This window comes from Cellulosimicrobium sp. NPDC057862 (assembly GCF_042797035.1).
In the GTDB taxonomy this organism is placed as follows: Bacteria; Actinomycetota; Actinomycetes; order Actinomycetales; family Cellulomonadaceae; genus Cellulosimicrobium.
In genome coordinates this window covers 417,846-441,187 of sequence record NZ_JBHVMH010000002.1, presented here as the reverse complement: position 1 = coordinate 441,187, position 23,342 = coordinate 417,846, and the positions used below count along the sequence as shown (strand labels likewise).

Genomic DNA, 23,342 nt, shown 5'->3' with positions numbered 1-23,342 from the left:
GGCCGTCCGGGCGGCGCCCCGGCGTGGCCGTGAGAGCGGACGGTCGGGCGTCGCGGGCCGTGCTGCGGGTCTGCCTCGCGACCGGGTTCGTCACGCTGCTGGACTCGGCGATCCTCACCGTCGCGGCACCTGCGCTGCGCAGCGAGCTCGGCGCGACGACCGCGCAGCTCCAGTGGATCCTCGCCGGGTACTCGTTGACGTTCGGGCTCGCGCTCGTCCCGGCCGGCCGCCTCGGCGACCGGCTCGGTCGCGGCGGGCCGCTCGCCGTCGGGCTCGCCCTGTTCGCCGCGGGGAGCCTCGTCGGCGCGACGGCCTCTGACGCCGACGTGCTCGTCGTCGCTCGACTGCTCCAGGGCGTCGGCGCCGGGACCGCGAACCCGCAGGTCATCGGCCTGCTCCAGGACCACTACGCCGGCTCGGCCCGCGCGCGTGCGCTCGGGGCGTACGCCTCGACGGGCGCGTTCGCCATGGTCCTGTCCCCGCTCGTCGGGGGTGGGATCCTCTCCGCCCTCGGGCCCGCTGCCGGGTGGCGCGTCGCCGTCGGGCTCGCCGCGCCGCTGGGGCTCGCCGTCGCCGTCGTCGCCCAGCGCGTGCTGCGTCGCGGCTCGGGGGGCGCGGGGCGCCGGACACCGCCTGGCGGCCGCGTCGGCGGCGGGTTCGACGCCGTCGGCCTGGTGCTCGTGACGCTCGTGACGCTCGGGCTGCTCGTCCCGTTCGTCGCCGAGGGGCCGCGCGCCGTCGTGCTGCCGCTGTCGCTCGGGGTGCTCGTGGCCGCCGTCGGAGCGCTCGTCGTGTGGGAGCCGCGCTACGCGCGGCGCGGTCGGACACCCGTCCTCGCACCGGCGCTCCTGCGTTCCCCGACCTACGTGCTCGGCTGCGTCGTCGCGGCGTTCAGCTTCGGGGCGGCGCTCGGGTACTCCGCCGTCCTCATGCTGTTCCTCCAGGACGGCACGGGGCTCAGCCCGGTCCAGGCCGGCCTGGTCACGACGCCGGGCGCGGTCGCCTCGGTCGTGGCGGCGAACCTCTCGTGGCGGCTGTTCCGCCGGTTCGGCCGGCGCGGGGTGACCGTGGCGGTCGGGGCGAAGGCGCTGGTCGCCGCGGGCACGGCGCTCGCGGTGGCCGTCGCGCCCACCACGACCGTGGTCGCCGCGCTAGTCGTCTCGCAGGTGCTCACCGGCGCCGTCGCAGGACTGACGATCTCGCCCAACCAGACGCTCACGCTCGAGGGCGCCCCCGGCACGGAGCGCGGCGTCGCCGGCGCCGCGCTCCAGCTCGTGCAGCGCGTCGCCGCGACGGTCTGCATCGCCGCGATGACCGGCACGTTCGTGGCCCGGGCCGGCGGCGCGGCCCCGGGCGTCCTCGACGCTCACCGCGACGGCCTCGTCGTCGTGAGCGCCGCCGTCGCGGCGCTGGCGCTCGTCGCCTGGGTGGCGTCCCTGCTCGACGAACGGCTCGACGAGCGGCTCGCCCGTCCCTCGACGAGGTAGAGCCGCCGGTCGCGAGGTAGAGCACCAGGTGTTCTACCTCGCGACCGGCGGCTCTACCTCGCGGGGCCGGGCTGGTCAGGCCTCGCGGTTCTCCGACGAGAGGAACCAGGCCTGCTTCTCCAGGTCGGCGATGATCTCGTGCAGGATGTCGGCGCTCGTCGGGTCCTCGGCGTCGACGCCGTCGTGCACCTCGCGCACGACCTCGACCGTCTGGGCGAGGCGCTCGACGATCGCGTCGACCGTGTCGCCGACGGAGACGAGCCCGGCCGGGTACGGGGACAGGTCCGTCGTCGTCGCGACCGTCTCGGTGCGGCCGTCGGGCACGACCTGGAGCGCGCGCATGCGCTCCGCGACGGTGTCGCTGTGCTCGCGCGCGGCGTCCACGACGTCGTCGAGCTGGAGGTGCAGGTCGCGGAACCCGCGGCCCGTGACGTTCCAGTGGGCCTGCTTGCCCTGGACGTGCAGGTCGACGAGCGCGACGAGCACGCGCTGGAGGTGCGAGCGGAGCGCCCCCGACGCCTCGAAGCGGGCGGTGGCGCGGTGGATGGTGGGTGCGGACATGGTGCTCCTCGCTCTCTCGGGGGTCTCCCGGAACGTGCGGCGGTCACCCGGCTTCCGTCGGTGCCGACTCGTGACTCGTTCTCTTGAACGATTCCAGACTAGGCACCATTCCCGGTCCCCGCCAGCAAGGACAGGCGTGCCTGACCTGCGGTGACACGCGCGGGCGGTACCCGGCGCGACGAGACCCGTCACGTTCTCTCGCCAGGTGAGAGGACCGGCCCTCGCTCTTGCCGCAGGGCGCTCGCGATGGTCCGCTGGCGGCATGACCGACGACCGTACCCCCGCCGCCCCAGCCGCCCCCGCCGCTCCGTCCGCCCCCGCACGCCCGACCGCCCGCACGCTCGGTGCGGGCGACGCCGCGCTCACCGTCTCCGCCGTCGGGTTCGGCGGCATGTCCGTCACGGACGCCTACGGACCGGCGGACGCCGTCGAGGCGGAGGCCGTGCTGCGCCGGGCGCTCGAGCTCGGCGTCACGCTCGTCGACACGGCCGACGTCTACGGGCACGGCCGCAACGAGGAGCTCATCGGCCGGGTGCTGGGCGCCCACCGCGACCAGATCGTCCTCGCGTCGAAGTTCGGGCTGCCTCCGGCCGGCGGCCACCCCGACGGCCGTCGGGTCGACGGGCGCCCCGAGTACGTACGCTCCGCGATCGACGCGAGCCTGCGCCGCCTCGGGACCGACCGGCTCGACCTGTACTACCTGCACCGCATCGACCCGCAGGTCCCGATCGAGGAGACCGTCGGGGCGCTCGCCGAGCTGGTCGAGGCGGGCAAGGTCCGGACGATCGGGCTCTCGGAGCCCTCGGCGGCGACCGTGCGCCGCGCGCACGCCGTCCACCCGGTCACGGCCGTGCAGAGCGAGTACTCGCTGTGGACGCGCGACCCGGAGGACGAGGTCCTGCCGACGCTGCGCGAGCTCGGCGTCGGGTTCGTCCCGTTCTCGCCGCTGGGTCGCGGCATCCTCACGGGCACCGTCGACGCGACGGACGGCTTCGCCGAGGACGACGTGCGCCGCTCCCACGCCCGCTACGCGGGCGAGGCGTTCGAGCACAACCGCGACCTGGTCCGGTCTCTCGAGCAGCTCGCGGCCGAGCGCGGCGTCACGACGGCGCAGCTCGCCCTCGCGTGGCTCTTCGCCCAGGGTGACGACATCGTCCCGATCCCCGGTACGAAGCGCCTCGCGTACCTCGAGCAGAACGTCGCGGCGGCCTCGATCGAGCTCACCTCGGACGACGTCGCGGCGATCGGAGCCGCCATCCCGCGCGGGGCCGTGCAGGGCGTCCGGCACCCGCAGCCGGACCTGCTCGCGGGATGAGCGCCGACGCAGCGGCCGTGCCCGCGACCCCCGCGCCCCCGCCCGACGAGGCGGGCGCCCGCCGCCCGCTCGCCGTGCACTGGTTCCTGCCGACGTCGGGCGACGCTCGCGGGATCGTCGACGGCGCGCACGCGAAGGACACGCCCGGCCGGGCGACCGGGTTCCGCGCGCCGTCGCTCGACTACCTGGAGCAGGTCGCGGTCGCTGCCGACCGCCTCGGCTACGAGGGCGTGCTCACACCGACGGGCACGTGGTGCGAGGACGCGTGGCTCGTCACGTCCGCGCTGATCCGCAGCACGGAGCGGCTGAAGTTCCTCGTCGCGTTCCGCCCCGGCCTCGTCTCGCCGACGCTCGCGGCGCAGATGGCCGCGACGTTCCAGCGCCTGTCCGGTGGGCGGCTGCTCCTCAACGTCGTCACGGGTGGCGACGAGAACGAGATGCGCCGGTTCGGCGACTGGCTCGAGCACGACGAGCGCTACGACCGCACGCGCGAGTTCCTCGAGGTCGTGCGGGGCGTGTGGGACGAGGCGCCGCTCGCGTACGAGGGCACGCACTACCGGATCGCCGACGCCCGGACGTCCGCGCCGCCCGACCCGCGCCCCGAGATCTTCTTCGGCGGATCGTCGGAGGCCGCGCTGCCCGTCGCGGCCGCCCAGGCCGACGTCTACCTCACGTGGGGCGAGCCGCCCGCGCAGGCGCGCGAGAAGATCGAGCGCGTGCGCGAGCTCGCCGCCGCGCAGGGTCGCACGATCCGCTTCGGGGTGCGCCTGCACGTCATCACGCGCGACCGGTCGGCCGACGCGTGGGACGTCGCGCAGCGGTTCCTCGACGACCTCACGCCCGAGCAGATCGCGGGCGCCCAGCAGCTCCTCGGCTCGTCCGGGTCGGTCGGGCAGCAGCGCATGGTCGCGCTCCACGGCGGCGGTGACCTCGCGGCCACGCGGCGCGCACGGGACCTCGAGATCCACCCCGGGCTGTGGGCAGGCGTCGGGCTCGTGCGCGGCGGCGCCGGGACGGCGCTCGTCGGGAGCCACGAGGAGGTCGCCGACCTGATCGAGGAGTATCGCGCGGCCGGTTTTGACGAGCTCGTCCTGTCCGGCTACCCCCACCTCGAGGAGGCGTACTGGTTCGCGGAGGGCGTCCGCCCGCTGCTCGACGCGCGCGGTCTTACCGCTCCCGCCGCACGCACCGGTGGCGCCGCGTCACGCACCCATGCCGTGCCGTTCTGAGCCGGTTCCCGGCCCCGTCGGCGAGACCCGCGCGACGCCGACGGGAGCGCCCGGACGGCGCGCCCGGACGCCGACGAGCGCCAGGACGAGCTGGGCGACCCAGAGCAGCAGGACCGCCGGGCCGACGACGGCGCTCGCGGCCTCCGCGACGACGTGCCCCGGGGGCACGGGGACGTCCACCGGCACCGGCTGGGCGGCGGCCAGGAGGAAGCCGACGGGGAGCGCCGCGACCCACAGGGCCACGGTCACGACGGCGTAGGGGAGCGGGACGTCGTCGGCGGTCCGCATGCGCCCGACCCACGTCCCCAGCACGGGGGCGAGGGCGAGCAGGCCCGCGACGGGTATCGCCGCGACGACGAACCCCGCCACGAGCAGCCCGCCCCCCGCGGCGAGGGCTCCCGCCACGAGGCACAGCGGGAGCACGAGAGCGGCCCAGAGCTGGCCGCGGAACGCGATCGTCCGCAACCGTCGTGCTGCCGCCATGCGCGGGCCCCCATCGTCGTGGTGCGCTGCCGTCGTGCGCCGCTGCCGTCGTCGGCATCGTACGGCGGCGCTGCCGCCCGGGGGATGGTGACCGCGACCCATGGCCCGCGGCGTCCCGCGGACCTAGACTGAAGAGGTCCGGTGGGTCTCCCCGCGCAGAGGTCGGCTCCGATGTCGTGGCTGCTGATGGTCTGGTGCGCGACGGCGTGCACGGTCGCCGCCGCGTGGTGGGTGCTGCGCCGCGCCGGCCGGCCCCCGAGCCACCGGACGACCAGCCGGCCGCACCTGCTGCGTCGCCGCCCGGCGCCCCCCGACCCGCTCGCGACGCTCGCGCTCCAGGTGCGGCTGAGCGAGCTCGCGGCGGAGATGCGGCGGATCGAGGCGGACCCGGACGTCTACGCCCGCGCCCACCACTACCTCGCGGTCCAGGGCGCCTACGACGCCCTGCTGCGCGAAGCGTGCCGGCTCACGGGCCTCTCGGTCGAGGACGCGCCGCTGCGGGCGGGCTTCCGCACGGGCGACGACGAGCGGTTCCGTGAGGAGCTCGAGCTGAGCGCGCGCGGCTGGAGCTGGTGACCGGTCCACCCGTGAGGGGCGGCACGGGACGGACGAGGGGCCCGACGGCGGTACGTCCGCCGGCGGGCCCCTCGCCCGTGGTGCCCGCCGGGTGCGGTCAGAGCGCCGAGTGGTCCCCGATCCGGTGGTAGGTGCGGTCGTGGTAGACGAGGGGCGACGGCGTGCCGGCCGCCTCGTGGCGCCGCGGGCCGGCGCCCGTGCCGACGCTCGACGCGAGCGCCCGCAGCGAGACCAGGTAGGAGTCGCCGACGGGCGTGCGCTGGACGACGCGGCCCCGGACCCAGGAGAGCGCGCCGTCGACCACGGGCTCGCCGGTGTCGAGACGGGACCAGCCGCCGTCGGCGAACCGGTCGATGCCGCTCGTGGCGAAGCGTGCCGAGACGTCGTCCTGGTGGTCGGCGAGGAAGCTCACCGTGAGCGTCCGCGCGGCGGAGACCGCGGGCCACGACGACGACGTCGACGCGAGCGAGAACGCGAGCAGCGGGGGCGCGGCCGAGACGGAGATGACCGACGTCGCGGTGAACCCCACGAGGCGGCCGTCGTGCTCGAGCGCGACCACGGCGACCCCGGCGGGGTGGCCGCGGAACACGGACTTGTACTCGTCGGGGGAGAGCTGCGGCTCGTCCTGCTCGGCCAGGAGAGCCTCCAGGTGGGTGAGCTCGGCGGTCATCGGGCCGCCCCCGCGAACGCGTCGGTGACGGCCTGGTCGGCGGGCTGCGGGTCGCCGTCGTCCACCCCGGGGAGCGGCGTCGCGGCGCGGCGGAGCGCGTCGCCCTCGCGGGCGAGCCACGCGTCCACGACCGGGCCCAGGTCCGCGAGCTGCGGCTCGGTGACGGTGAGGGAGCGGGTCGGGACGACGGCGCCGAGCTCGACGAGCACGGGCCGCAGGTGCACCTCGCCGACGAGCGCGTGGGCGGGGTTGCCCGACACGACGAGCGGCACGACGACGACGCTCGCGAGCCCGTCCGGGCCGTACAGGTCGAGGAACGCCTTGAGGAGACCGGTGTACGACGCCTTGTAGACCGGGGTCGCCACGACGGCGACGGTCGCCGCGGCGAGCCGGTCGCGCGCGGCGTCCGCCGCGGGGCGCTCGGGGCCGAGGATCTCGGTGGCGACCGCCGCGAGGTCGATCGTCGAGACGTCGGTCGCCCCGAGGAGGGCCGCGACGCGGTGCGCCACGGTCTCGGCGGCACCGAGCGTCCGCGATCCGGGGCGCGGGTTGCCGGAGACGGCGAGGACCGTCGGGGGGAGGGAGCGGTGTGTCATGTGTACCTCGCAGTAGTCGTCGATCACGCTTGCCGCGCGGCCGTCCCGCGGGTGCGGGGCCGGTCGCGCGCGGCCTGGTCATCTCCCGGAGCACCCCGCCGTGACAGGGGGTTGCCGACCAGCGAGCCGGGGCTTGGCGCTGGTGCTCGTGACCTGGGGTCGGGTATAGCAACGGCTCCACGAAAACCGCACCAGATCGATCGGGTTTCTCAGTGGGTGGACGGTTGTGTCGTCCGTGGGGGACCTGCGCGGCGTCTCCGGGTGCGCAGGGAGTGAGACGGCGGTACGGGAACTTCTGGCACAGGCGTACCGTCAGCAGGAGTTTCCGCCCAGACGAGGAGTACCCATGGACAGCCGACTGCAGTCCGTCTACGACGAGGTCCTGCGTCGCAACCCCGGCGAGGCCGAGTTCCACCAGGCCGTGCGCGAGGTCTTCGACTCGCTCGGCCCGGTGCTGCGCAAGCACCCGCGCTACGTCGAGGCGGCAGTCCTCGAGCGCGTGTGCGAGCCCGAGCGCCAGATCATCTTCCGGGTCCCGTGGGTGGACGACGCGGGCCGCGTGCAGATCAACCGCGGCTTCCGGGTCGAGTTCAACTCGGCGCTCGGCCCGTACAAGGGCGGCCTGCGGTTCCACCCGTCGGTCTACCTCGGGATCGTCAAGTTCCTCGGCTTCGAGCAGATCTTCAAGAACTCGCTCACCGGCATGCCGATCGGCGGCGGCAAGGGCGGGTCGGACTTCGACCCCCGCGGCCGCTCCGACGGCGAGGTCATGCGGTTCTGCCAGTCGTTCATGACCGAGCTGTACCGGCACATCGGCGAGAACACCGACGTCCCGGCCGGTGACATCGGCGTGGGCGGCCGGGAGATCGGCTACCTGTTCGGCCAGTACAAGCGGATCACCAACCGCTACGAGTCCGGCGTCCTCACGGGCAAGGGGATCTCGTGGGGCGGCTCGCTCGTGCGCACCGAGGCGACGGGGTACGGCACCGTGCTCTTCGCGCAGAACATGCTCGAGACGCGCGGGCAGGAGCTCGACGGCCGGCGCGTCGTGGTCTCGGGCTCGGGCAACGTCGCGACCTACGCGACCGCCAAGGCCCAGCAGCTCGGCGCGAACGTCGTCGCCTTCTCCGACTCCTCCGGCTACGTCGTCGACGAGGCGGGCGTCGACCTCGACCTGCTGCGCCAGGTCAAGGAGGTCGAGCGCGGCCGCGTCGCCGACTACGCGGCCCGTCGCCCGGGCGCGCGCGTCGTCACCGACGGCTCCATCTGGGACGTGCCGTGCGACGTCGCGCTGCCGTGCGCGACGCAGAACGAGCTCGACGAGGGTGCGGCCAAGCAGCTCGTCGCGAACGGCGTCGTCGCGGTCGCCGAGGGTGCCAACATGCCGACGACGCCCTCCGCCGTCGCGCTCCTCCAGGAGGCGGGCGTGCTGTTCGCGCCCGGCAAGGCCGCGAACGCCGGCGGCGTCGCCACCTCGGCGCTCGAGATGCAGCAGAACGCGTCGCGCGACTCGTGGTCGTTCGAGTACACGGAGGAGCGGCTCGCGCAGATCATGGCGGGCATCCACGACCGGTGCGTCGAGACGGCCGACGAGTACGGCGCGCCCGGCAACTACGTGCTCGGGGCCAACGTCGCGGGCTTCACCAAGGTCGCCGACGCGATCCTCGCGCTCGGCGTCATCTGACCGTCGTCTACCCTGGCCGACGGCCGCCGTCGCGCACGCCGCGCGACGTGACGGTCGTCGGACCGGACGACGGGAGAGCGCAGTGACGACCACCGACCCCGAGGGCCCTGCCGTGCACGCGGGCCGCGACGTCGTGCTCGAGCTCGCGGTGCAGGACCCGGAGGGCGTCCGGGTGGCCGCCTCCGTGGGCGCGCGGCGGGTCGAGCTGTGCGTCGGCCTGGGCGCGACGGGCGGGCTCACGCCGAGCGCCGGCCTCGTGGAGGCGGCCGTCGTGGCCGCCGCCGAGACCGCCGCCGGCGGTCCTGCCGTCGAGGTGCACGTCCTCGTGCGCCCGCGCCCGGGAGGGTTCGTCCTCTCGGCAGCCGACCTCGACGTGCAGGTCCGCGACGTCCGGGCCGCGGTCGCGGCCGGTGCGGCGGGCGTCGTGGTGGGCGCCCTGACCCCGGACGGCGTCGTGGACGTCGCCGCTGTGCGCGCCCTCGTCGAGGCGGCCGACGGCCGCGAGGTGACGTTCCACCGCGCGGTCGACGTCGTCGCGGACCCGCTCGCGGCCCTCGACGCGCTCGCCGGCGCGGGCGTGGTGCGCGTGCTCACGTCGGGCGGCGCCGCCCGCAGCATCGACGGCGTCGAGCGCCTGCGCGCCATGTCGGCGCACGCCCGCGGAGCCCTGGGCGGCCGCGTCCAGGTCATGGCCGGTGGGGGAGTGCAGCCCCGGGACGTCGGCGCGCTCGTGGCCGCCGGCGTGGACGCCGTGCACCTCTCCGCGAAGCGCGTCGTCGTGGACGACGCCGGTCCCGGGGGTGGTGGGGACGCCGGCTACGAGGTCACGGACCCCGAGGTCGCCGCGGCGGCGAGCGCGGCGCTCCGCGCCGCGCCGTAGCGTCGCGCTCTTCGCTCGCGGGCGTCCCGTGCGCTCGTGACGCGCTCACGACGCCGCGTCCCGACGTCGCCCGACCGGCCGGTCCCTGCCACGCGGGGGCCGGCCGTCGCCCTTCCCGAGCAGCGCCGCAGCCGGCCATGTCTCAGTTAGGTAACTTTCCTGTCGTATTCGTCGGCGACCCGGGATCGATTAGTTAGTGTTCCTGCCACACGCCCCAGGGCGCCACGACGAACGACGCGAGGACGCGTCGTCCATGCGAAAGGACCGATGATGATTCGAAGCACGGCGCGCAAGCGCCTGCTCACGGCGGTTGCGCTCGTGACCGGCGTGACTCTCCTGGCCGCGGGCTGCTCCGGTGGCGGCAGCAACGGTGACGGCGACGAGGGCGCGAGCGGGGGCCGCACGCTCAACGTGTGGGCGGGGACGCAGACGCCGATCGTCGCGAACTTCAACCCGTACTCGCCGAACCCGCTGCACGCGGCCAACGGCGCGATCTACGAGCCGCTCTTCTACTACAACAAGGCGCAGGCCGGCCCTCCGGAGCCGCGCCTCGGCGAGTCGTTCGAGTGGTCGGAGGACGGCACCGAGCTCACGGTGAAGCTCCGCGAGGGCGTCAAGTGGACCGACGGCGAGGACTTCGACGCCGACGACGTGGTCTTCTCGCAGACCAACGAGGCCGCCCAGCGCGACTTCGTGATCTCGGTCGAGGCCGTCGACCCGTACACCGTCACGTGGACGTTCGACTCCCCGCAGTTCACGTCCGAGGTCCAGCTCCTCGGCACGTCGCTCGTCGTGCCGGAGCACATCTGGTCCGAGGTCGACGACCTGGTGACGTTCGCGAACGAGAACCCGGTCGGTACGGGTCCGTTCAAGGCCGACGCGGTCACGGAGGCGGCCTACACGGTCGTCGCGAACGAGGACTACTGGGACGGCGCGCCCCGGGTCAAGAAGGTCCGCTACCTCGGCATCGACGCGAACCAGAGCGCCGAGGACCTCATGACCACCGGCAAGGTCGACTGGACCGCGATGTTCGTCGCGGACCCCGACCGCATCACCGCGGACGGCCGCCTGAGCATGATCAACACGCCGCAGGACCCGACGACGATCTACACGTGCGTGTCGGTCGACCTCGGCTGCACCGGCCCGCAGACCGACGTCGCGGTGCGCCAGGCGATCAACCTCGCGATGGACCGTACCGAGATCAACGAGAAGGCGTTCGCCGGTCTCGCCGCGGAGGCGTCCCCGACGTTCGCGCTGCTCGGCCGTGACGACCGCTGGATCTCGCCCGACGTCGAGGCGGAGAGCCCGCAGACGGCCGACGCCGCGGCGGCGTCGAAGGTCCTCGAGGACGCCGGCTACACCCAGGGCGCGGACGGCATCTACGAGAAGGACGGCCAGAAGGTCGAGCTGACCCTCGTCACGGTCGACGGCTGGAACGACTACAACGCCGTCGGTGACCTGCTCGTCGAGCAGGCGAAGGCCGCCGGCATCTCGATCGTCCACAACAAGGTCACGCAGCAGGAGATGTCGGACGCGCGCGTCGCGGGCACCTACCAGCTCATGGTCGGTGGCATCACGGGCCCTTCGCTCGACGACCCGTTCAGCATCTACCGCCAGTGGATGACGACGGACTACACGCGCCCGGTCGGCGAGGTCATGGAGTCCGGCCTCTTCAACTACGTGCGCTACACCAACCCGAAGGTCGACGCCGCGGTCGAGGCGGCCGCCTCGACGAACGACGAGGCCGCGAAGCAGGAGCAGTACGCGGTCATCCAGGAGGAGATCGTCCGCGACCTGCCCTACATCCCGGTGGTCGTGAACGCCTCGCAGACGTTCATGGACACGAAGGACTTCACGGGCTGGCCGACCGAGGACGACCTCTACGCCTTCCCGCCGTCGTGGAGCACGGTCTCGCTGGGCGTCGTGCTCTCGAAGCTCGAGCCGACGAGCTGATGCGAACGCGCCGAGGAGGAGGACCGGGGAACGAGGAACACGCATCATGAGGTACTACGCACGACGGATCACGTTCTACGTGATCACCCTCTGGGCAGCGGTCTCGCTGAACTTCCTCATCCCGAAGCTCATGCCTGGTGACCCCAAGCAGATCTTCATCGACAAGTTCCTGCGCAAGGGCGGCGAGCTGACGCCCCAGATGCAGAACAGCATCGACCTCCTCTTCGGCGCGGACGGCGACGCCTCCCTGTGGGACCAGTACGTGGACTACTGGGGGCGTCTGTTCCAGGGAGATCTCGGGATCTCCATCACGTACTACCCCCAGCCCGTCACCGAGCTGATCGGCCAGGCCCTCCCCTGGACGGTCGGGCTCGTGGGACTCGCGACGATCATCTCGTTCGTCCTGGGTGTCGGGCTGGGGGCGTGGGCCGGCTGGAAGCGCGGCACGTGGGTGGACAGCATCATCCCCGCGTCCACGCTCCTCCAGGCGGTGCCCTACTTCTGGCTCGCCCTCATCCTCGTCTCGGTCTTCTCGGTCTCGACCGGGTGGTTCCCGCGGATCGGCAGCTACGACATCTTCGGCTTCGACAACGGACCCGAGTGGTCGTGGGCGTTCGTGGGCAGCGTGATCTACCACGGGTTCCTGCCCGCGCTGACGATCGTGCTCTCGTCGGTGGGCGGCTGGCTGCTCGGGATGCGCAACATGATGGTGTCCACGCTGTCCGAGGACTACGTCACGACGGCCGAGGCCAAGGGCCTGCGCCGCATGCGGGTGGCGATCACCTACGCGACCCGCAACGCCGCGCTCCCGTCGTTCGCCGGGTTCGGTGTCGCGCTGGGGTTCGTCGTGGCCGGGTCGGTCGTCATGGAGCAGGTCTTCAGCTACCCGGGCCTGGGCAAGCTCCTGTTCAACGCGGTCCAGGCGAGCGACTTCGCGCTCATGCAGGGCACGTTCCTCGTGATCACGCTCGCCGTGCTCGCGGCGAACTTCCTCATGGACATCATCTACGGATTCATCGACCCGAGGGCGCGCGCCAATGTCTGACAACACCCGCGACACGGAGCTCGTGACCCCCGCCGCCGACGCGGCCCCCGCCGCCACGGTCGTGGTCGACGGCCTCGCGCCGGCGACGACGACCGAGGGGATCGTCCCCGACGTCCGCGACGTCCCCGCGGCGCTCGACCAGGACGCCCCTGCCGCGCCCGCCCGCCGTGGCCTGCGCGCGATGCTCCCGCGCCGGTCCGGCAAGCTCACCGCCGGGATCGTCCTCGTGGTCGGCATCCTGCTGTTCACGTTCGTCGCGCCGTTCTTCACCCAGGACCCGCGGTCCACGGCGAACGCGCGGTTCCTGCCGCCGAGCGCCGAGCACCTGCTCGGCACCAACCACATCGGGAACGACATCTTCGCCCAGGTCGCGTACGGCGGTCAGGGCTCCCTGATGGTGGGTCTCATCGCCGGCGGGATCGCGCTCGTGCTCTCGATCGTGTTCGGCATCGTCGCGGGCTACCGGGGGCGGTTCACCGACGAGGCCCTCTCGCTCGTCACGAACATCATGCTCGTCATCCCGGGCCTGCCGCTGATCATCGTCATCTCGGCCTACCTCCAGACACGGTCCCTGATCATCGTCGCGGTGATCCTGGGGCTCACGGCCTGGCCCGGTGCGGCGATCGTGCTCCGCATGCAGGCGAAGTCGCTGCGTGCGCGCGACTACGTGTCCGCGGCGCGCGTGGCGGGCGAGAAGACGCCGCGGATCATCCTCGTGGAGATCTTCCCCAACCTCCTGCCGCTCCTCACGGCGCAGTTCCTCGGCGCGGTGCTCCTCGCGATCCTCGCCGAGGCGGGGCTGTCGTTCCTCGGGCTCGGACCGTCGGGCTCGATCACGTGGGGCACGATCCTCAACCAGGCGAGCGCCAACAACGCGCTGAGCCTCGGCATGTGGTGGTGGTTCGTCCCGCCGGGGCTGCTCATCGCGCTCTTCGGCTGCGGGCTCGCGCTCATCAACTTCAGCCTGGACGAGATCATCAACCCCCGGTTGCGTCTGGGCCCGGCCGCGGTCAAGAGCGTGCGCAAGGCCCGCAAGGCCGGCCTCGCCGCGGACGCGGACCCCGACGGCGCGGGGTCGGACGCCCCCGACGCCGACGGCACCGACCGTGACGGAACGGACACCGACACCGACACCGACGACGCGAAGGAGACGGTGGGCGCATGACCGCCACGACCACGGCCGCCGGGCCGCTGACCAGCGAGCGCCACGCCGCCTACCTCGTCGGCAAGGAGCCGGTGCTCACCGCGCGGCACGTCTCGATCGACTACGAGGTCGAGCCGGTCGTCCACGCCGTCAAGGACGTGTCGCTCACGCTGCACCGGGGCGAGATCCTCGGGCTCGCGGGCGAGTCGGGCTGCGGCAAGACGACGCTCGCGTACGGGATCAACCGCCTCCTCAAGCCCCCCGCGCTCCTCACGTCCGGGACGGTGACGTTCCACGACCAGGACGGCGGCGACGTCGACGTCGTCGCGCTCTCGGGCGACGCCCTGCGCGCGTTCCGTTGGGACAAGGTCTCGATGGTGTTCCAGGGCGCGATGAACTCGCTCAACCCGGTCATCAGCGTGCGCGACCAGCTCGGGGACGTCCTCAAGACCCACCGGCCCGGGACGTCGCGCAAGGACCGGGCGACCCGGTCCGCGGAGCTCCTCGAGCTCGTGGGCGTCGACCCGCTGCGCCTCGACAGCTACGCGCACGAGCTGTCGGGCGGCATGCGCCAGCGCGTCATGATCGCGATGGCGCTCGCGCTCAACCCGCAGGTCATGATCATGGACGAGCCGACGACGGCGCTCGACGTCGTCGTCCAGCGTGGGATCCTGCGCGAGATCATGCGGCTGCGCGAGCAGCTCGGGTTCGCCGTCGTGTTCATCACGCACGACCTCCCGCTCCTGCTGGAGATCAGCGACCGCATCGCCGTGATGCTCCGCGGCGAGATCGTCGAGATCGACACGGCGGAGTCGATCTTCGAGGGCGCCCAGCACCCGTACACGCGCCGACTCCTCGGCTCGTTCCCGAGCCTCACCGGCGACCGCGGCTCGTTCGTCCGCACGGGCGAGGGCACCGGCGAGAGCCAGGAAGGACCGCACGCATGAGCACCCTCGAGGTCCGCAACCTGGTCAAGGACTTCTCGATCCGCAAGGGGCTGCGCCGCACGCGGCTGCGCGCGGTGAAGGACGTGTCGTTCACGCTGGAGCCCGGCAAGACGATCGCGGTCGTCGGCGAGTCCGGCTCGGGCAAGTCGACGGTGGCGCGCATGATCGCCCAGCTCGAGACGCCGACGTCGGGCGAGATCCTGCTCGACGGCAAGCCGTCCGCGACCCGCGGCCGTGGTCTGGACGCCTACCGGCACGACGTGCAGATGGTGTTCCAGGACCCGTTCGCGTCGCTCAACCCGTTCCACACGGTGGGCCACCACCTCGAGCGGCCGCTGCGCCTGCACAGGGTCGCCCGCGGGCGCCAGGCGATCGACGCGCGGGTCCACGAGCTCCTCGAGCGCGTGAACCTCACCCCGGCGCCCGTGTTCGCGGCCAAGCAGCCGCACGAGATGTCGGGCGGGCAGCGCCAGCGCGTCGCGATCGCCCGCGCGCTCGCGCCGGGTGCGCGCTTCCTCGTGGCGGACGAGCCGGTGTCGATGCTCGACGTGTCGATCCGGCTCGGGGTGCTCAACCTGCTGGCCCGGCTCCAGCGGGAGGAGAACCTCGGGGTCCTCTACATCACGCACGACCTCGCGACCGCGCGGCACTTCAGCGACGAGATCCTCGTGATGTTCCGCGGGAACGTCGTGGAGCGCGGGCCGTCGGACCAGGTGATCCTGGACCCGCAGCACGACTACACCAAGCTGCTCCTCGGCGCGGCGCCCGAGCCGCAGAACCACGGGAAGCTGCGCGAGGAGGTGCGCCGCGAGCTCGCCGCGGCCGCGGCGGGGTCGGGCGCCGGTGCCGACCGCGACCGGTTCGGCACGCGCGGCATGTGAGACCGGCGCACCCGTCGCCCGCTCGATCCGGGCGGCGGGTGCTGCCTCCCGTCGTACGCGTCGGTGGTGGCGCGTACCCGTCGCGCGGGCCAGGTCTGTCGGAGGCCCTGGCCCGCGCGCTCTTCCGTGCGCGCCGTCGTCCCGACCCGGAGTGGTGACGACCGGGAGACGATCGGGCGGGAGACGGCCGGGCGGCGGATGGGTAGGGTCGGGCTCGTGCCCACCCGTCATCTGCGCCTGGTGCGCCCCGCCGAGTCCCCTGCGCCGACGCCCTCCGTGGACCCGGCCGCGACCGTGGCCGGCGCGCTCGCGGCGCTGCGCCGCGAGATGGAGGTCCCGGACTCGTTCCCCGCCGCGGTGCTCGCCGAGGCGGAGGCCGTCGTCCGCGACGGTGGCGCCGTCCTCGGCGAGGGCCGCGTCGACCTGCGTGACGTCCCGTTCGTGACGATCGACCCGCCCGGGTCGATGGACCTCGACCAGGCGCTCCACCTCGAGCGCGCCGGGGACGACCTGGCAGGTCCTGCGGGTGCGGCGTTCGTCGTGCACTACGCCATCGCGGACGTCGGCGCGTTCGTCGCGCCGGGCGGGGCGATCGACGCCGAGGTGCACGAGCGCGGGACGACCCTCTACGCGCCCGACGGCCGCACCCCGCTCCACCCCGCGGTGCTCTCCGAGGGGGCGGCGAGCCTCCTGCCGGACCAGGAGCGCCCGGCGGCGGCGTGGCGCGTCGTGCTCGACGCGCGGGGCGAGATCCTCGACGCGACGGTCCGCCGCGCCGTCGTGCGGTCGACGCGGCGACTCACCTACGACGAGGCCCAGACCGCGATCGACGGCGGCGGGTCCGAGGACGCGGGCGGCGCCGCGCTCCTCCTGCTCCGGGAGGTCGGCGAGCTGCGGCGCGCGCGCGAGCGCGAGCGTGGGGGAGTGTCCCTCGAGGTCCCCGAGCAGGAGATCGTCCCGCTCGACGACGGCACGTTCGGCCTCGAGTTCCGGTCCACCCTCCCGGCGGAGGGGTGGAACGCCCAGATCTCGCTGCTCACGGGGATCGCGGCGGCGCGCCTCATGCGGGCGGGCGGCGTCGGCGTCTTCCGCGCGCTGCCCGAGGCCGACCCGCGCGACCTCGCGCGCCTGCGCCGCACCGCGCGCGCCCTCGGCATCGACTGGCCGCGCGAGACGGCGTACGCGGACCTCGTGCCGACCCTCGACTCGCGCGTCCCGCGCCACGCGGCCTTCCTCAACGAGGCGACGTCGCTCTTCCGCGGCGCGTCGTACGAGGCGTTCGGGGGGACGGGGCAGGAGCCCGGCGTGCCCGACGACGCCGCGCACGCCGCGATCGGTGCCGAGTACGCGCACGTCACGGCACCGCTGCGGCGGCTCGTGGACCGCTACGGCACGGAGGTGTGCCTCGCGCTGTGCGCGGGCGAGGAGGTGCCGCGCTGGGTGCGCGACGCGCTGCCCGGCCTGCCGCGCACGATGGCGCGGACGGGCCAGCGCGCGGGGTCGTACGAGCGCGCGATCGTGGACGTCGTCGAGGCGGCGCTGCTCAGCGGCCGCGAGGGCGAGGAGTTCGACGGCGTCGTCGTCGACGTCGAGGACGACCGCGAGCGCGGTCGGCGCCTCGAGCGGGAGGGCGGCGACGCGTCCGGCGCGCGGCGCGGCCAGGTCGTGCTCACCGACCCCGCGGTCCGCGCGCCGGTCGAGGGCGCCGAGGGCACCGACCTCCCGCTCGGCGACCCCGTCCGGGCGACGCTGCGCGAGGCGTCGGTGGCGGGGCGCCGCGTCCGGTTCACCGTCGGCTGAGGGTGGGCGGGGCGACCTAGGCTGGTCCTCGTGCCTGCCCGACGACGTACCGACCCGGCCGCCGGCCGCCTCGCCCTGGCGGCGTGGCGCGACGACCCCGGCGACCGCAAGGCCGTGACGACCGCGGTGCGGTTCACGCTCGAGGAGCTCGCGGACGTCGCGCCCGGGCACACCGTGGAGGTGCGCGTGCCGCCCGCGGGCGCCGTGCAGGCGGTCGAGGGTCCCCGGCACACCCGCGGGACGCCGCCCAACGTCGTGGAGACGGACCCGCAGACCTGGCTCGGCCTCGTGACCGGCGCGCTCGCGTGGGCCGACGCCGTCGCCGACGGTCGCGTCCGCGCGTCGGGCGAGCGCTCGGACATCTCGTGGCTCCTGCCGCTCCAGGCGGCTCGCCCCCGCTGAGGCCGTGCTCCTGGGCGCGACGGGACGGACGGACGTGTTACCGGTGCGTAACGTTCTCCGCCCCAGGTCTGGCGGCGCGGCACGCGGGGGGCTAGCGTCCGATGATGATCGGCCGCCGTCCGCGCGGGCGCTCGCAGCACGACGACGTGCGGCGACGTTCTCGCGGCGGTGACGTGGCAGCAACCGCCCGTTCATCCAGGTGGGGTGCGATGTCCCGCGGAGGCAGGGCGTCGTCCCGTCCGATGCGTGGACGTGAGCGGCTGCTGCCCGGCCGTCCGCACGAGATGAAGGAGTCAGCGTGACCGACCACCAGCACCTGCGGCGACGGAGGGTGGTGGCGGGCACGTTGACCGTGGCGCTCGCCGCGCCGTTCTCCGTCGCGGCGGCCACCGCCGCGAGCGCGGCGCCCGACGGGTCGGGCCTCGTCATCAACGAGGCCTACCTGAGCGGCGGCAGCGCCAACGCCCCCTACACCCACAAGTTCGTCGAGCTGTACAACCCCACGCAGGCGGCGATCGACCTCTCCGGCATGTCGTTGCAGTACCGCTCCGCGACGGGCACGGGCGCCTTCACCGGCGTCACGGCGCTGACCGGCACGGTCGCACCCGGCGGCTACTTCCTCGTGCAGGGCGGCTCCAACGGGTCCACCGGCGCGGCGCTGCCGACGCCGGACGCGACCGGGGGCCTCAACCCGTCGGGCACGACGGGCACCCTCGCGCTCGTGCGCTCCACCTCGGCGGTCACGCTGCCCGCGGGCAACGCCGCGGGCGCCGCGAACGTCGTGGACCTCGTCGGGTACGGGACGTCGAACACGTTCGAGACCGCCGTGAGCCCTGCGCCGTCGGCCAACAACGTGCCGGCCTCGATCAACCGGACCGGGTTCGCGGACACCGACGACAACAGCAAGGACTTCACGCTCTCCGGCACCGTCACGCCGCAGAACAGCGGCGACGGCGGCGGCCCTGACCCCGAGCCGGGCGAGGTCGTCCCGATCGCCGAGATCCAGGGCACGGGCGCGGCGAGCCCGCTCGTCGGCCAGAACGTCACGACGCGCGGCGTCGTCACCGCCACCTACCCCACGGGCGGCTACGACGGCTTCTACCTGCAGACCGAGGGCACGGGCGGGGACCTCGAGGCCTCGCACACGGCGTCGGACGCGATCTTCGTCTACTCCAAGGCGGGCGCCGCGGCCGTGCAGGTCGGCGACCACGTCGAGGTCACGGGCGCGGTGTCCGAGTACTTCACGCTGACCCAGATCACGCCCGCGGCGGGCGGCTGGACGGTCCTCGACGAGGCGGCCGAGGCGGTCAAGCCCGCGAACGTCGCGTTCCCCGCGACCGACGCGGCGCGCGAGGTGCTCGAGGGCATGCTCGTGCAGCCTGCGGGCGACTACGTCGTCGCGGACAACTACGACACGAACTTCTACGGCTCGTTCCTGCTCGCCGCGGGAACGGACCCGTTCGTCCAGCCGACGTCGGCCGGGCGCCCGGGCAGCGCGGAGGCCGCGGCCGCGGTCACGGACCGTGCGGCGCGGGCCGTCGTGCTCGACGACGGGGCGACGACCAACTTCAACAACACGGCGAACAAGGGCATCCCGCTCCCGTACCTCACGGGCGGGGCACCGGCGCGCGTCGGCGCGGGCGTGTCCTTCACGACGCCCGTCATCCTCGACTACCGGTTCGACGCCTGGACGTTCCAGCCGCTGACGCAGCTCACCGCCGGTGACGGCGGGAACGCCGCCACGGTGCAGCCGGCCACGTTCGCGAACACGCGCGAGGACGCCCCGGCCGAGGTCGGGGGCGATCTGTCGGTCGCGATGTTCAACGTGCTCAACTACTTCACGACGACCGGCGACCAGCTCACGGGCTGCACGTACTACACGGACCGCGCGGGCAACCCGATCACGGTCAACCGTGGCTGCGACGCCCGCGGCGCGGCGAACGCGGAGAACCTCGAGCGCCAGGAGACCAAGATCGTCGCGGCGATCGACGCGCTCGACGCGGACGTGGTCGCGCTCATGGAGATCGAGAACTCGACGCCGTTCGGCAAGGACCGCGACCAGGCGCTCTCGGACCTCGTCGACGCGCTCAACGACGCCGCGGGCGGGGACGAGTGGGCCTTCGTCCCGTCGCCGGCCGCGCTGCCGGACGAGGAGGACGTGATCCGGCTCGCGTACATCTACCAGGTGGACGCGGCCGAGCCGGTCGGGGACTCGCGGATCCTGCTCGACGACGCGGCGTTCGTCAACGCGCGCGAGCCGCTCGCGCAGGTGTTCCAGCCGGCGGGCGGGGTCTCCGAGGGTGACGACGCCGCGAGCGACGACGTGCTCGTCGTCGCGAACCACCTCAAGTCAAAGGGCTCCGGCACGGCCGTGCTGCCCGGCGACGAGGACTCGGGCGACGGCCAGGGCGCGTTCAACGCGTCGCGCGTCGCGCAGGCGACGGCGCTCGTCGGCTTCGCGGAGGACGTCGCGGCAGATGCCGGGACGGACAAGATCCTGCTCGCGGGCGACTTCAACTCGTACTCCCAGGAGGACCCGCTCGAGGTCCTCAAGGACGCGGGTTACACCGACCTCGGCGAGACGACCGGCGAGCACACCTACCTGTTCGACGGGTACGTCGGCTCGCTCGACCACGTGTTCGCCTCGGCCGGCGCGGCCGGCGCCGTCACCGGCACGGACGTGTGGAACATCAACTCGGTCGAGCCGATCGCCAACGAGTACAGCCGGTACAACTACAACGCGTCGATCCTCTACGACACGACGCCGTTCCGGTCCTCCGACCACGACCCGGTGCTCGTCGGCCTCGACCTCGCGGGCGAGGAGCCGGGCGGGACGACGGAGATCGACCTGCTCGCGATCAACGACTACCACGGCCGCATCGAGCCGTACGTGCGGAACGCCACCACCGGCGTGGTCACCAACAACACGCTCTCGTTCGCGGGGACCGTCGAGCAGCTGCGGGCCGAGAACCCCGAGGGCACGGCGTTCATCTCGGTCGGCGACAACATCGGCGCCTCGCTGTTCGCCTCGGCGCTCCAGCAGGACCAGCCGACCATCGACGTGCTGAACGCGCTGGACCTGGCGAGCTCTGCCGTCGGGAACCACGAGTTCGACCAGGGCTTCACGGACCTCACCGGCCGCGTGGCCGACGAGGCGGACTGGACCTACCTGGGCGCCAACGTCTACGACAAGGGGACCGAGAACCCCGCGCTGCCGGAGTACGAGGTGCTCGACATCGACGGCGTGCGGGTCGGGATCATCGGCGCGGTGACCGAGGAGACACCGACGCTCGTCACCCCGTCGGGCATCGCCATGCTCGACTTCGGTGACCCCGTCGAGGCGGTCAACCGCGTCGCGGCCCAGCTCCAGGACGGCGAGGAGTCCAACGGCGAGGCCGAGGTGCTCGTCGCGCTCTACCACGAGGGAGCGGGCGCCGGCACGCCGGACGGCTCGACGCTCGAGGAGGAGGTCGCCGCGGGCGGCGCCTTCGCGGACATCGTCAACGGGACCGACGCGTCGGTCGCCGCCATCTTCACCGGCCACACGCACAAGCAGTACGCGTGGGACGCCCCGGTCCCGGGGGTGGAGGGCGCCACCCGCCCGATCATCCAGACGGGCAGCTACGGCGAGAACGTCGGGCACGTGACGCTGCGCGTGGACAACGCCACCAGCGACGTCACGGACTACGAGGTGGTCAACGTGCCGCGCACGACGACCCTGTGGGAGACGCTCGTCGCCACCTACCCGCGCGTCCAGGCGGTCAAGGACGTCCTGGACCCGGCGCTGGCCGAGGCCGAGGTCATCGGCTCCCAGCCGGTGGGCGAGGTCACGGCGGACATCACGACCGCCTTCACGGGCGGCTCGTACACCGGCCCCGGCGGGACGTACGTCGGGCCCGGCCCGACGCCGACGACCGGACGGGACGACCGCGCGTCGGAGTCCACGCTCGGCAACCTCGTCGCCGACTCGCTCCTCGCGACGCTCGCCGACCCGGCGCGCGGCGGCGCGGACATCGGCGTCGTCAACCCGGGCGGCCTGCGCGCCGAGCTGCTGCACAACGGCGACGGCGTCATCACGTTCGCCGAGGCCAACGCGGTGCTGCCGTTCGTCAACAACCTGTGGACCGTGACCCTCACGGGCGAGCAGGTCGTCGAGATGCTCGAGCAGCAGTGGCAGACCCTCGCGGACGGCACGCGCCCGTCGCGTCCGTATCTCGCCCTGGGGCTCTCGGACAACGTGTCGTGGACGGCGGCGACCGCCGACCCGAACGCGACCCCGGGGAGCAACGTCTCGTCGGTCACGATCAACGGGGAGCCGATCGACCTCGCGGGCGAGTACCGCGTGGCGACGTTCTCCTTCCTCGTGACCGGGGGTGACAACTTCCGGGTGTTCACGGACGGCGCCGACGCGCGCGACTCCGGTCTGGTCGACCGGGACGCGTGGATCGCGTACCTGCAGCAGAGCTCGCCGGTGTCGCCGTCGTTCGACCGCTCGCGCGTCGTGGTCGACGAGCTCCCCGGCCCGGTGGCCGCGGGCTCCGAGGTGAGCGTCGGGCTCTCGGGCCTGAACCTCACGTCGCTCGGGTCGCCGGCGAACACCTCGGTGGACGGCTACCTCGTCGCCGCCGACGCCACGTTCGACCCGGCGAACCCGGGCACCCCGGCGGGCACCGCCACGGTGACGGGCGGGGCGGCGACGCTGACGGCGACGGTCCCGGCCGACGCCGCGGCGGGGGAGTACGACCTCTGGGTCGTGGCCAGGTCGAGCGGCACGACCGCCCGGATCCCGGTCACGGTCGAGGCGGGCGAGCCCACGGGAGCCGTGCTCACCGACGTGGTCGTCAGCCCGCGCTGCATGGCGGGCAAGGTCTACCTGGCGGTCAAGGCGGTGAACGGCGACGACGTCCCCGTCGACGTCGTGCTCAGCACGCCGTACGGGCAGCGCACGTTCACGGGCGTCGCCCCGGGTGCGGCCGCCTACCAGTCGTTCGCGGTCCGGGCGACGTCCGTCCCGGCCGGCTCGGTGACCGTCACCGCGTCGTTCGCCGACGGCACCGGGGTGCGCGAGTACCCCGTCGAGCACGACGCCTTCTCGTGCGGGTGACGATCTCCCGCTGATCACGACGAGGTGAGGCCGCGGCCCGGGTTCCGTCCGACGGACCCGGGCCGCGGTGCGTCGTCCGCTCGGTGGACTCGTGGTCCGCGAGAGCCGGGCCCCGCGTCCGGGCTTCCCAGGAACCGCGGGTAGGGTCGTGGCCGTGAGCTCCGAGCAGTCCCCCGCGCCCGACGGCGCAGCCCCCGACACGTCGGACGTCCCCCCGTCCACGGCCGCCCCTGCGACCGGCACCGGGCCCGACGTCGGGCCCGAGCGCGCCGAGAGCTCGGCCGACGAGGTCGAGGTCGAGTCCGTCGTCGACCCCTCGACGGTGCGTCGGGCGCCACGCTACGGCCGGTTCCTCGCGGTCGGGATCGTGCTCGGCGCGGTGCTCGGCCTCGCTGTCGGGGGGGCGTGGCTCCAGTCGGAGGTGTCGGAGCCGGTCTTCAAGCCGGGCGTCTACTTCACGGTCATCCTCGTCACGTGCGCCGCGCTCGGTGCCGCCGTCGCGGGCCTGTGGGCCGTGATCGCCGACCGTCGGAGCCTGCGCGGAAGGCGCTGACCCACACTGTCCCGGCGCAGTCCTGCCGCGGC

At 73.7% G+C, this 23,342-nt stretch carries 19 protein-coding genes and 1 riboswitch; of the genes, 15 read left to right on the top strand and 4 right to left on the bottom strand.

Annotated features, from left to right (window positions below):
- Positions 1–23: 23 nt before the first annotated feature.
- On the top strand, positions 24–1,487 hold the full coding sequence (locus ACFVN3_RS04640) for an MFS transporter (protein WP_378231025.1): 1,464 nt from the start codon (positions 24–26) through the stop codon (positions 1,485–1,487).
- A 75-nt stretch (positions 1,488–1,562) separates the two neighbouring features.
- Here ACFVN3_RS04640 and ACFVN3_RS04635 read toward each other — a convergent pair whose 3' ends face one another.
- Complete coding sequence (locus ACFVN3_RS04635; RefSeq protein ID WP_378231023.1) at positions 1,563–2,048, bottom strand: Dps family protein; 486 nt, start codon at positions 2,046–2,048, stop codon at positions 1,563–1,565.
- A 262-nt stretch (positions 2,049–2,310) separates the two neighbouring features.
- On the opposite strand from ACFVN3_RS04635, the gene ACFVN3_RS04630 reads away from it, so the two are divergent.
- Both ACFVN3_RS04630 and ACFVN3_RS04625 read left to right on the top strand, forming a co-directional pair.
- The gene (locus ACFVN3_RS04630; RefSeq protein WP_378231020.1) at positions 2,311–3,363 is read left to right on the top strand and encodes an aldo/keto reductase; all 1,053 of its coding nucleotides are present in this window, start codon (positions 2,311–2,313) and stop codon (positions 3,361–3,363) included.
- Positions 3,360–4,592: an LLM class flavin-dependent oxidoreductase gene (locus ACFVN3_RS04625; RefSeq protein ID WP_378231018.1), complete on the top strand. Its 1,233-nt coding sequence runs from the start codon at positions 3,360–3,362 to the stop codon at positions 4,590–4,592. The genes ACFVN3_RS04630 and ACFVN3_RS04625 overlap by 4 nt, the downstream gene beginning before the upstream one ends.
- On the opposite strand, the gene ACFVN3_RS04620 is transcribed toward ACFVN3_RS04625, so the two are convergent.
- On the bottom strand, positions 4,566–5,075 hold the full coding sequence (locus ACFVN3_RS04620; protein WP_378231016.1) for a hypothetical protein: 510 nt from the start codon (positions 5,073–5,075) through the stop codon (positions 4,566–4,568). The genes ACFVN3_RS04625 and ACFVN3_RS04620 overlap by 27 nt on opposite strands.
- A 171-nt stretch (positions 5,076–5,246) precedes the next feature.
- Here ACFVN3_RS04620 and ACFVN3_RS04615 point away from each other — a divergent pair, with 171 nt between their 5' ends.
- Positions 5,247–5,651 (top strand): hypothetical protein, encoded by a 405-nt coding sequence (locus ACFVN3_RS04615; protein ID WP_378231014.1) that lies wholly within the window; start codon positions 5,247–5,249, stop codon positions 5,649–5,651.
- Positions 5,652–5,748: 97 nt separating this feature from the next.
- Here ACFVN3_RS04615 and ACFVN3_RS04610 read toward each other — a convergent pair whose 3' ends face one another.
- Both ACFVN3_RS04610 and ACFVN3_RS04605 read right to left on the bottom strand, forming a co-directional pair.
- Complete coding sequence (locus tag ACFVN3_RS04610; RefSeq protein WP_378231011.1) at positions 5,749–6,321, bottom strand: flavin reductase family protein; 573 nt, start codon at positions 6,319–6,321, stop codon at positions 5,749–5,751.
- Entirely contained in the window at positions 6,318–6,917 is a 600-nt protein-coding gene (locus ACFVN3_RS04605; RefSeq protein ID WP_378231009.1) for an NADPH-dependent FMN reductase, read from the bottom strand. Before ACFVN3_RS04605 ends, ACFVN3_RS04610 begins: the two co-directional genes overlap by 4 nt.
- Before the next feature lie 20 nt (positions 6,918–6,937).
- A riboswitch (SAM riboswitch) is annotated at positions 6,938–7,071 on the bottom strand.
- A 192-nt stretch (positions 7,072–7,263) separates the two neighbouring features.
- Between ACFVN3_RS04605 and gdhA the strand changes: the two genes are divergently transcribed.
- From gdhA to ACFVN3_RS04550, 11 genes are all read left to right on the top strand, one after another.
- Positions 7,264–8,601, top strand: coding sequence for an NADP-specific glutamate dehydrogenase (gene gdhA, locus ACFVN3_RS04600; protein WP_378231007.1), 1,338 nt, complete (start codon positions 7,264–7,266; stop codon positions 8,599–8,601).
- Between the two features lie 82 nt (positions 8,602–8,683).
- Positions 8,684–9,481: a copper homeostasis protein CutC gene (locus ACFVN3_RS04595; RefSeq protein ID WP_378231005.1), complete on the top strand. Its 798-nt coding sequence runs from the start codon at positions 8,684–8,686 to the stop codon at positions 9,479–9,481.
- A gap of 270 nt (positions 9,482–9,751) precedes the next feature.
- Positions 9,752–11,434 carry an ABC transporter substrate-binding protein gene (locus ACFVN3_RS04590; protein ID WP_378231003.1) on the top strand — a complete coding sequence of 561 codons (1,683 nt, stop codon included), beginning with the start codon at positions 9,752–9,754 and terminating at the stop codon, positions 11,432–11,434.
- Between the two features lie 46 nt (positions 11,435–11,480).
- Positions 11,481–12,479, top strand: a complete 999-nt coding sequence (locus ACFVN3_RS04585; protein WP_047231353.1) for an ABC transporter permease — start codon at positions 11,481–11,483, stop codon at positions 12,477–12,479.
- Complete coding sequence (locus ACFVN3_RS04580; protein WP_378231000.1) at positions 12,472–13,644, top strand: ABC transporter permease; 1,173 nt, start codon at positions 12,472–12,474, stop codon at positions 13,642–13,644. The genes ACFVN3_RS04585 and ACFVN3_RS04580 overlap by 8 nt, the downstream gene beginning before the upstream one ends.
- Entirely contained in the window at positions 13,641–14,570 is a 930-nt protein-coding gene (locus tag ACFVN3_RS04575) for an ABC transporter ATP-binding protein (RefSeq protein WP_378230998.1), read from the top strand. Before ACFVN3_RS04580 ends, ACFVN3_RS04575 begins: the two co-directional genes overlap by 4 nt.
- Positions 14,567–15,451 (top strand): ABC transporter ATP-binding protein, encoded by an 885-nt coding sequence (locus ACFVN3_RS04570; protein ID WP_378230996.1) that lies wholly within the window; start codon positions 14,567–14,569, stop codon positions 15,449–15,451. Before ACFVN3_RS04575 ends, ACFVN3_RS04570 begins: the two co-directional genes overlap by 4 nt.
- Before the next feature lie 216 nt (positions 15,452–15,667).
- Positions 15,668–17,251, top strand: a complete 1,584-nt coding sequence (locus ACFVN3_RS04565) for an RNB domain-containing ribonuclease (protein ID WP_378230993.1) — start codon at positions 15,668–15,670, stop codon at positions 17,249–17,251.
- Between the two features lie 30 nt (positions 17,252–17,281).
- Positions 17,282–17,653, top strand: coding sequence for a sterol carrier family protein (locus ACFVN3_RS04560; protein WP_378230991.1), 372 nt, complete (start codon positions 17,282–17,284; stop codon positions 17,651–17,653).
- A 298-nt stretch (positions 17,654–17,951) separates the two neighbouring features.
- Positions 17,952–22,757 (top strand): ExeM/NucH family extracellular endonuclease, encoded by a 4,806-nt coding sequence (locus tag ACFVN3_RS04555; protein ID WP_378230989.1) that lies wholly within the window; start codon positions 17,952–17,954, stop codon positions 22,755–22,757.
- 154 nt (positions 22,758–22,911) lie between these two features.
- On the top strand, positions 22,912–23,310 hold the full coding sequence (locus ACFVN3_RS04550; RefSeq protein WP_378230987.1) for a hypothetical protein: 399 nt from the start codon (positions 22,912–22,914) through the stop codon (positions 23,308–23,310).
- Positions 23,311–23,342: the final 32 nt, after the last annotated feature.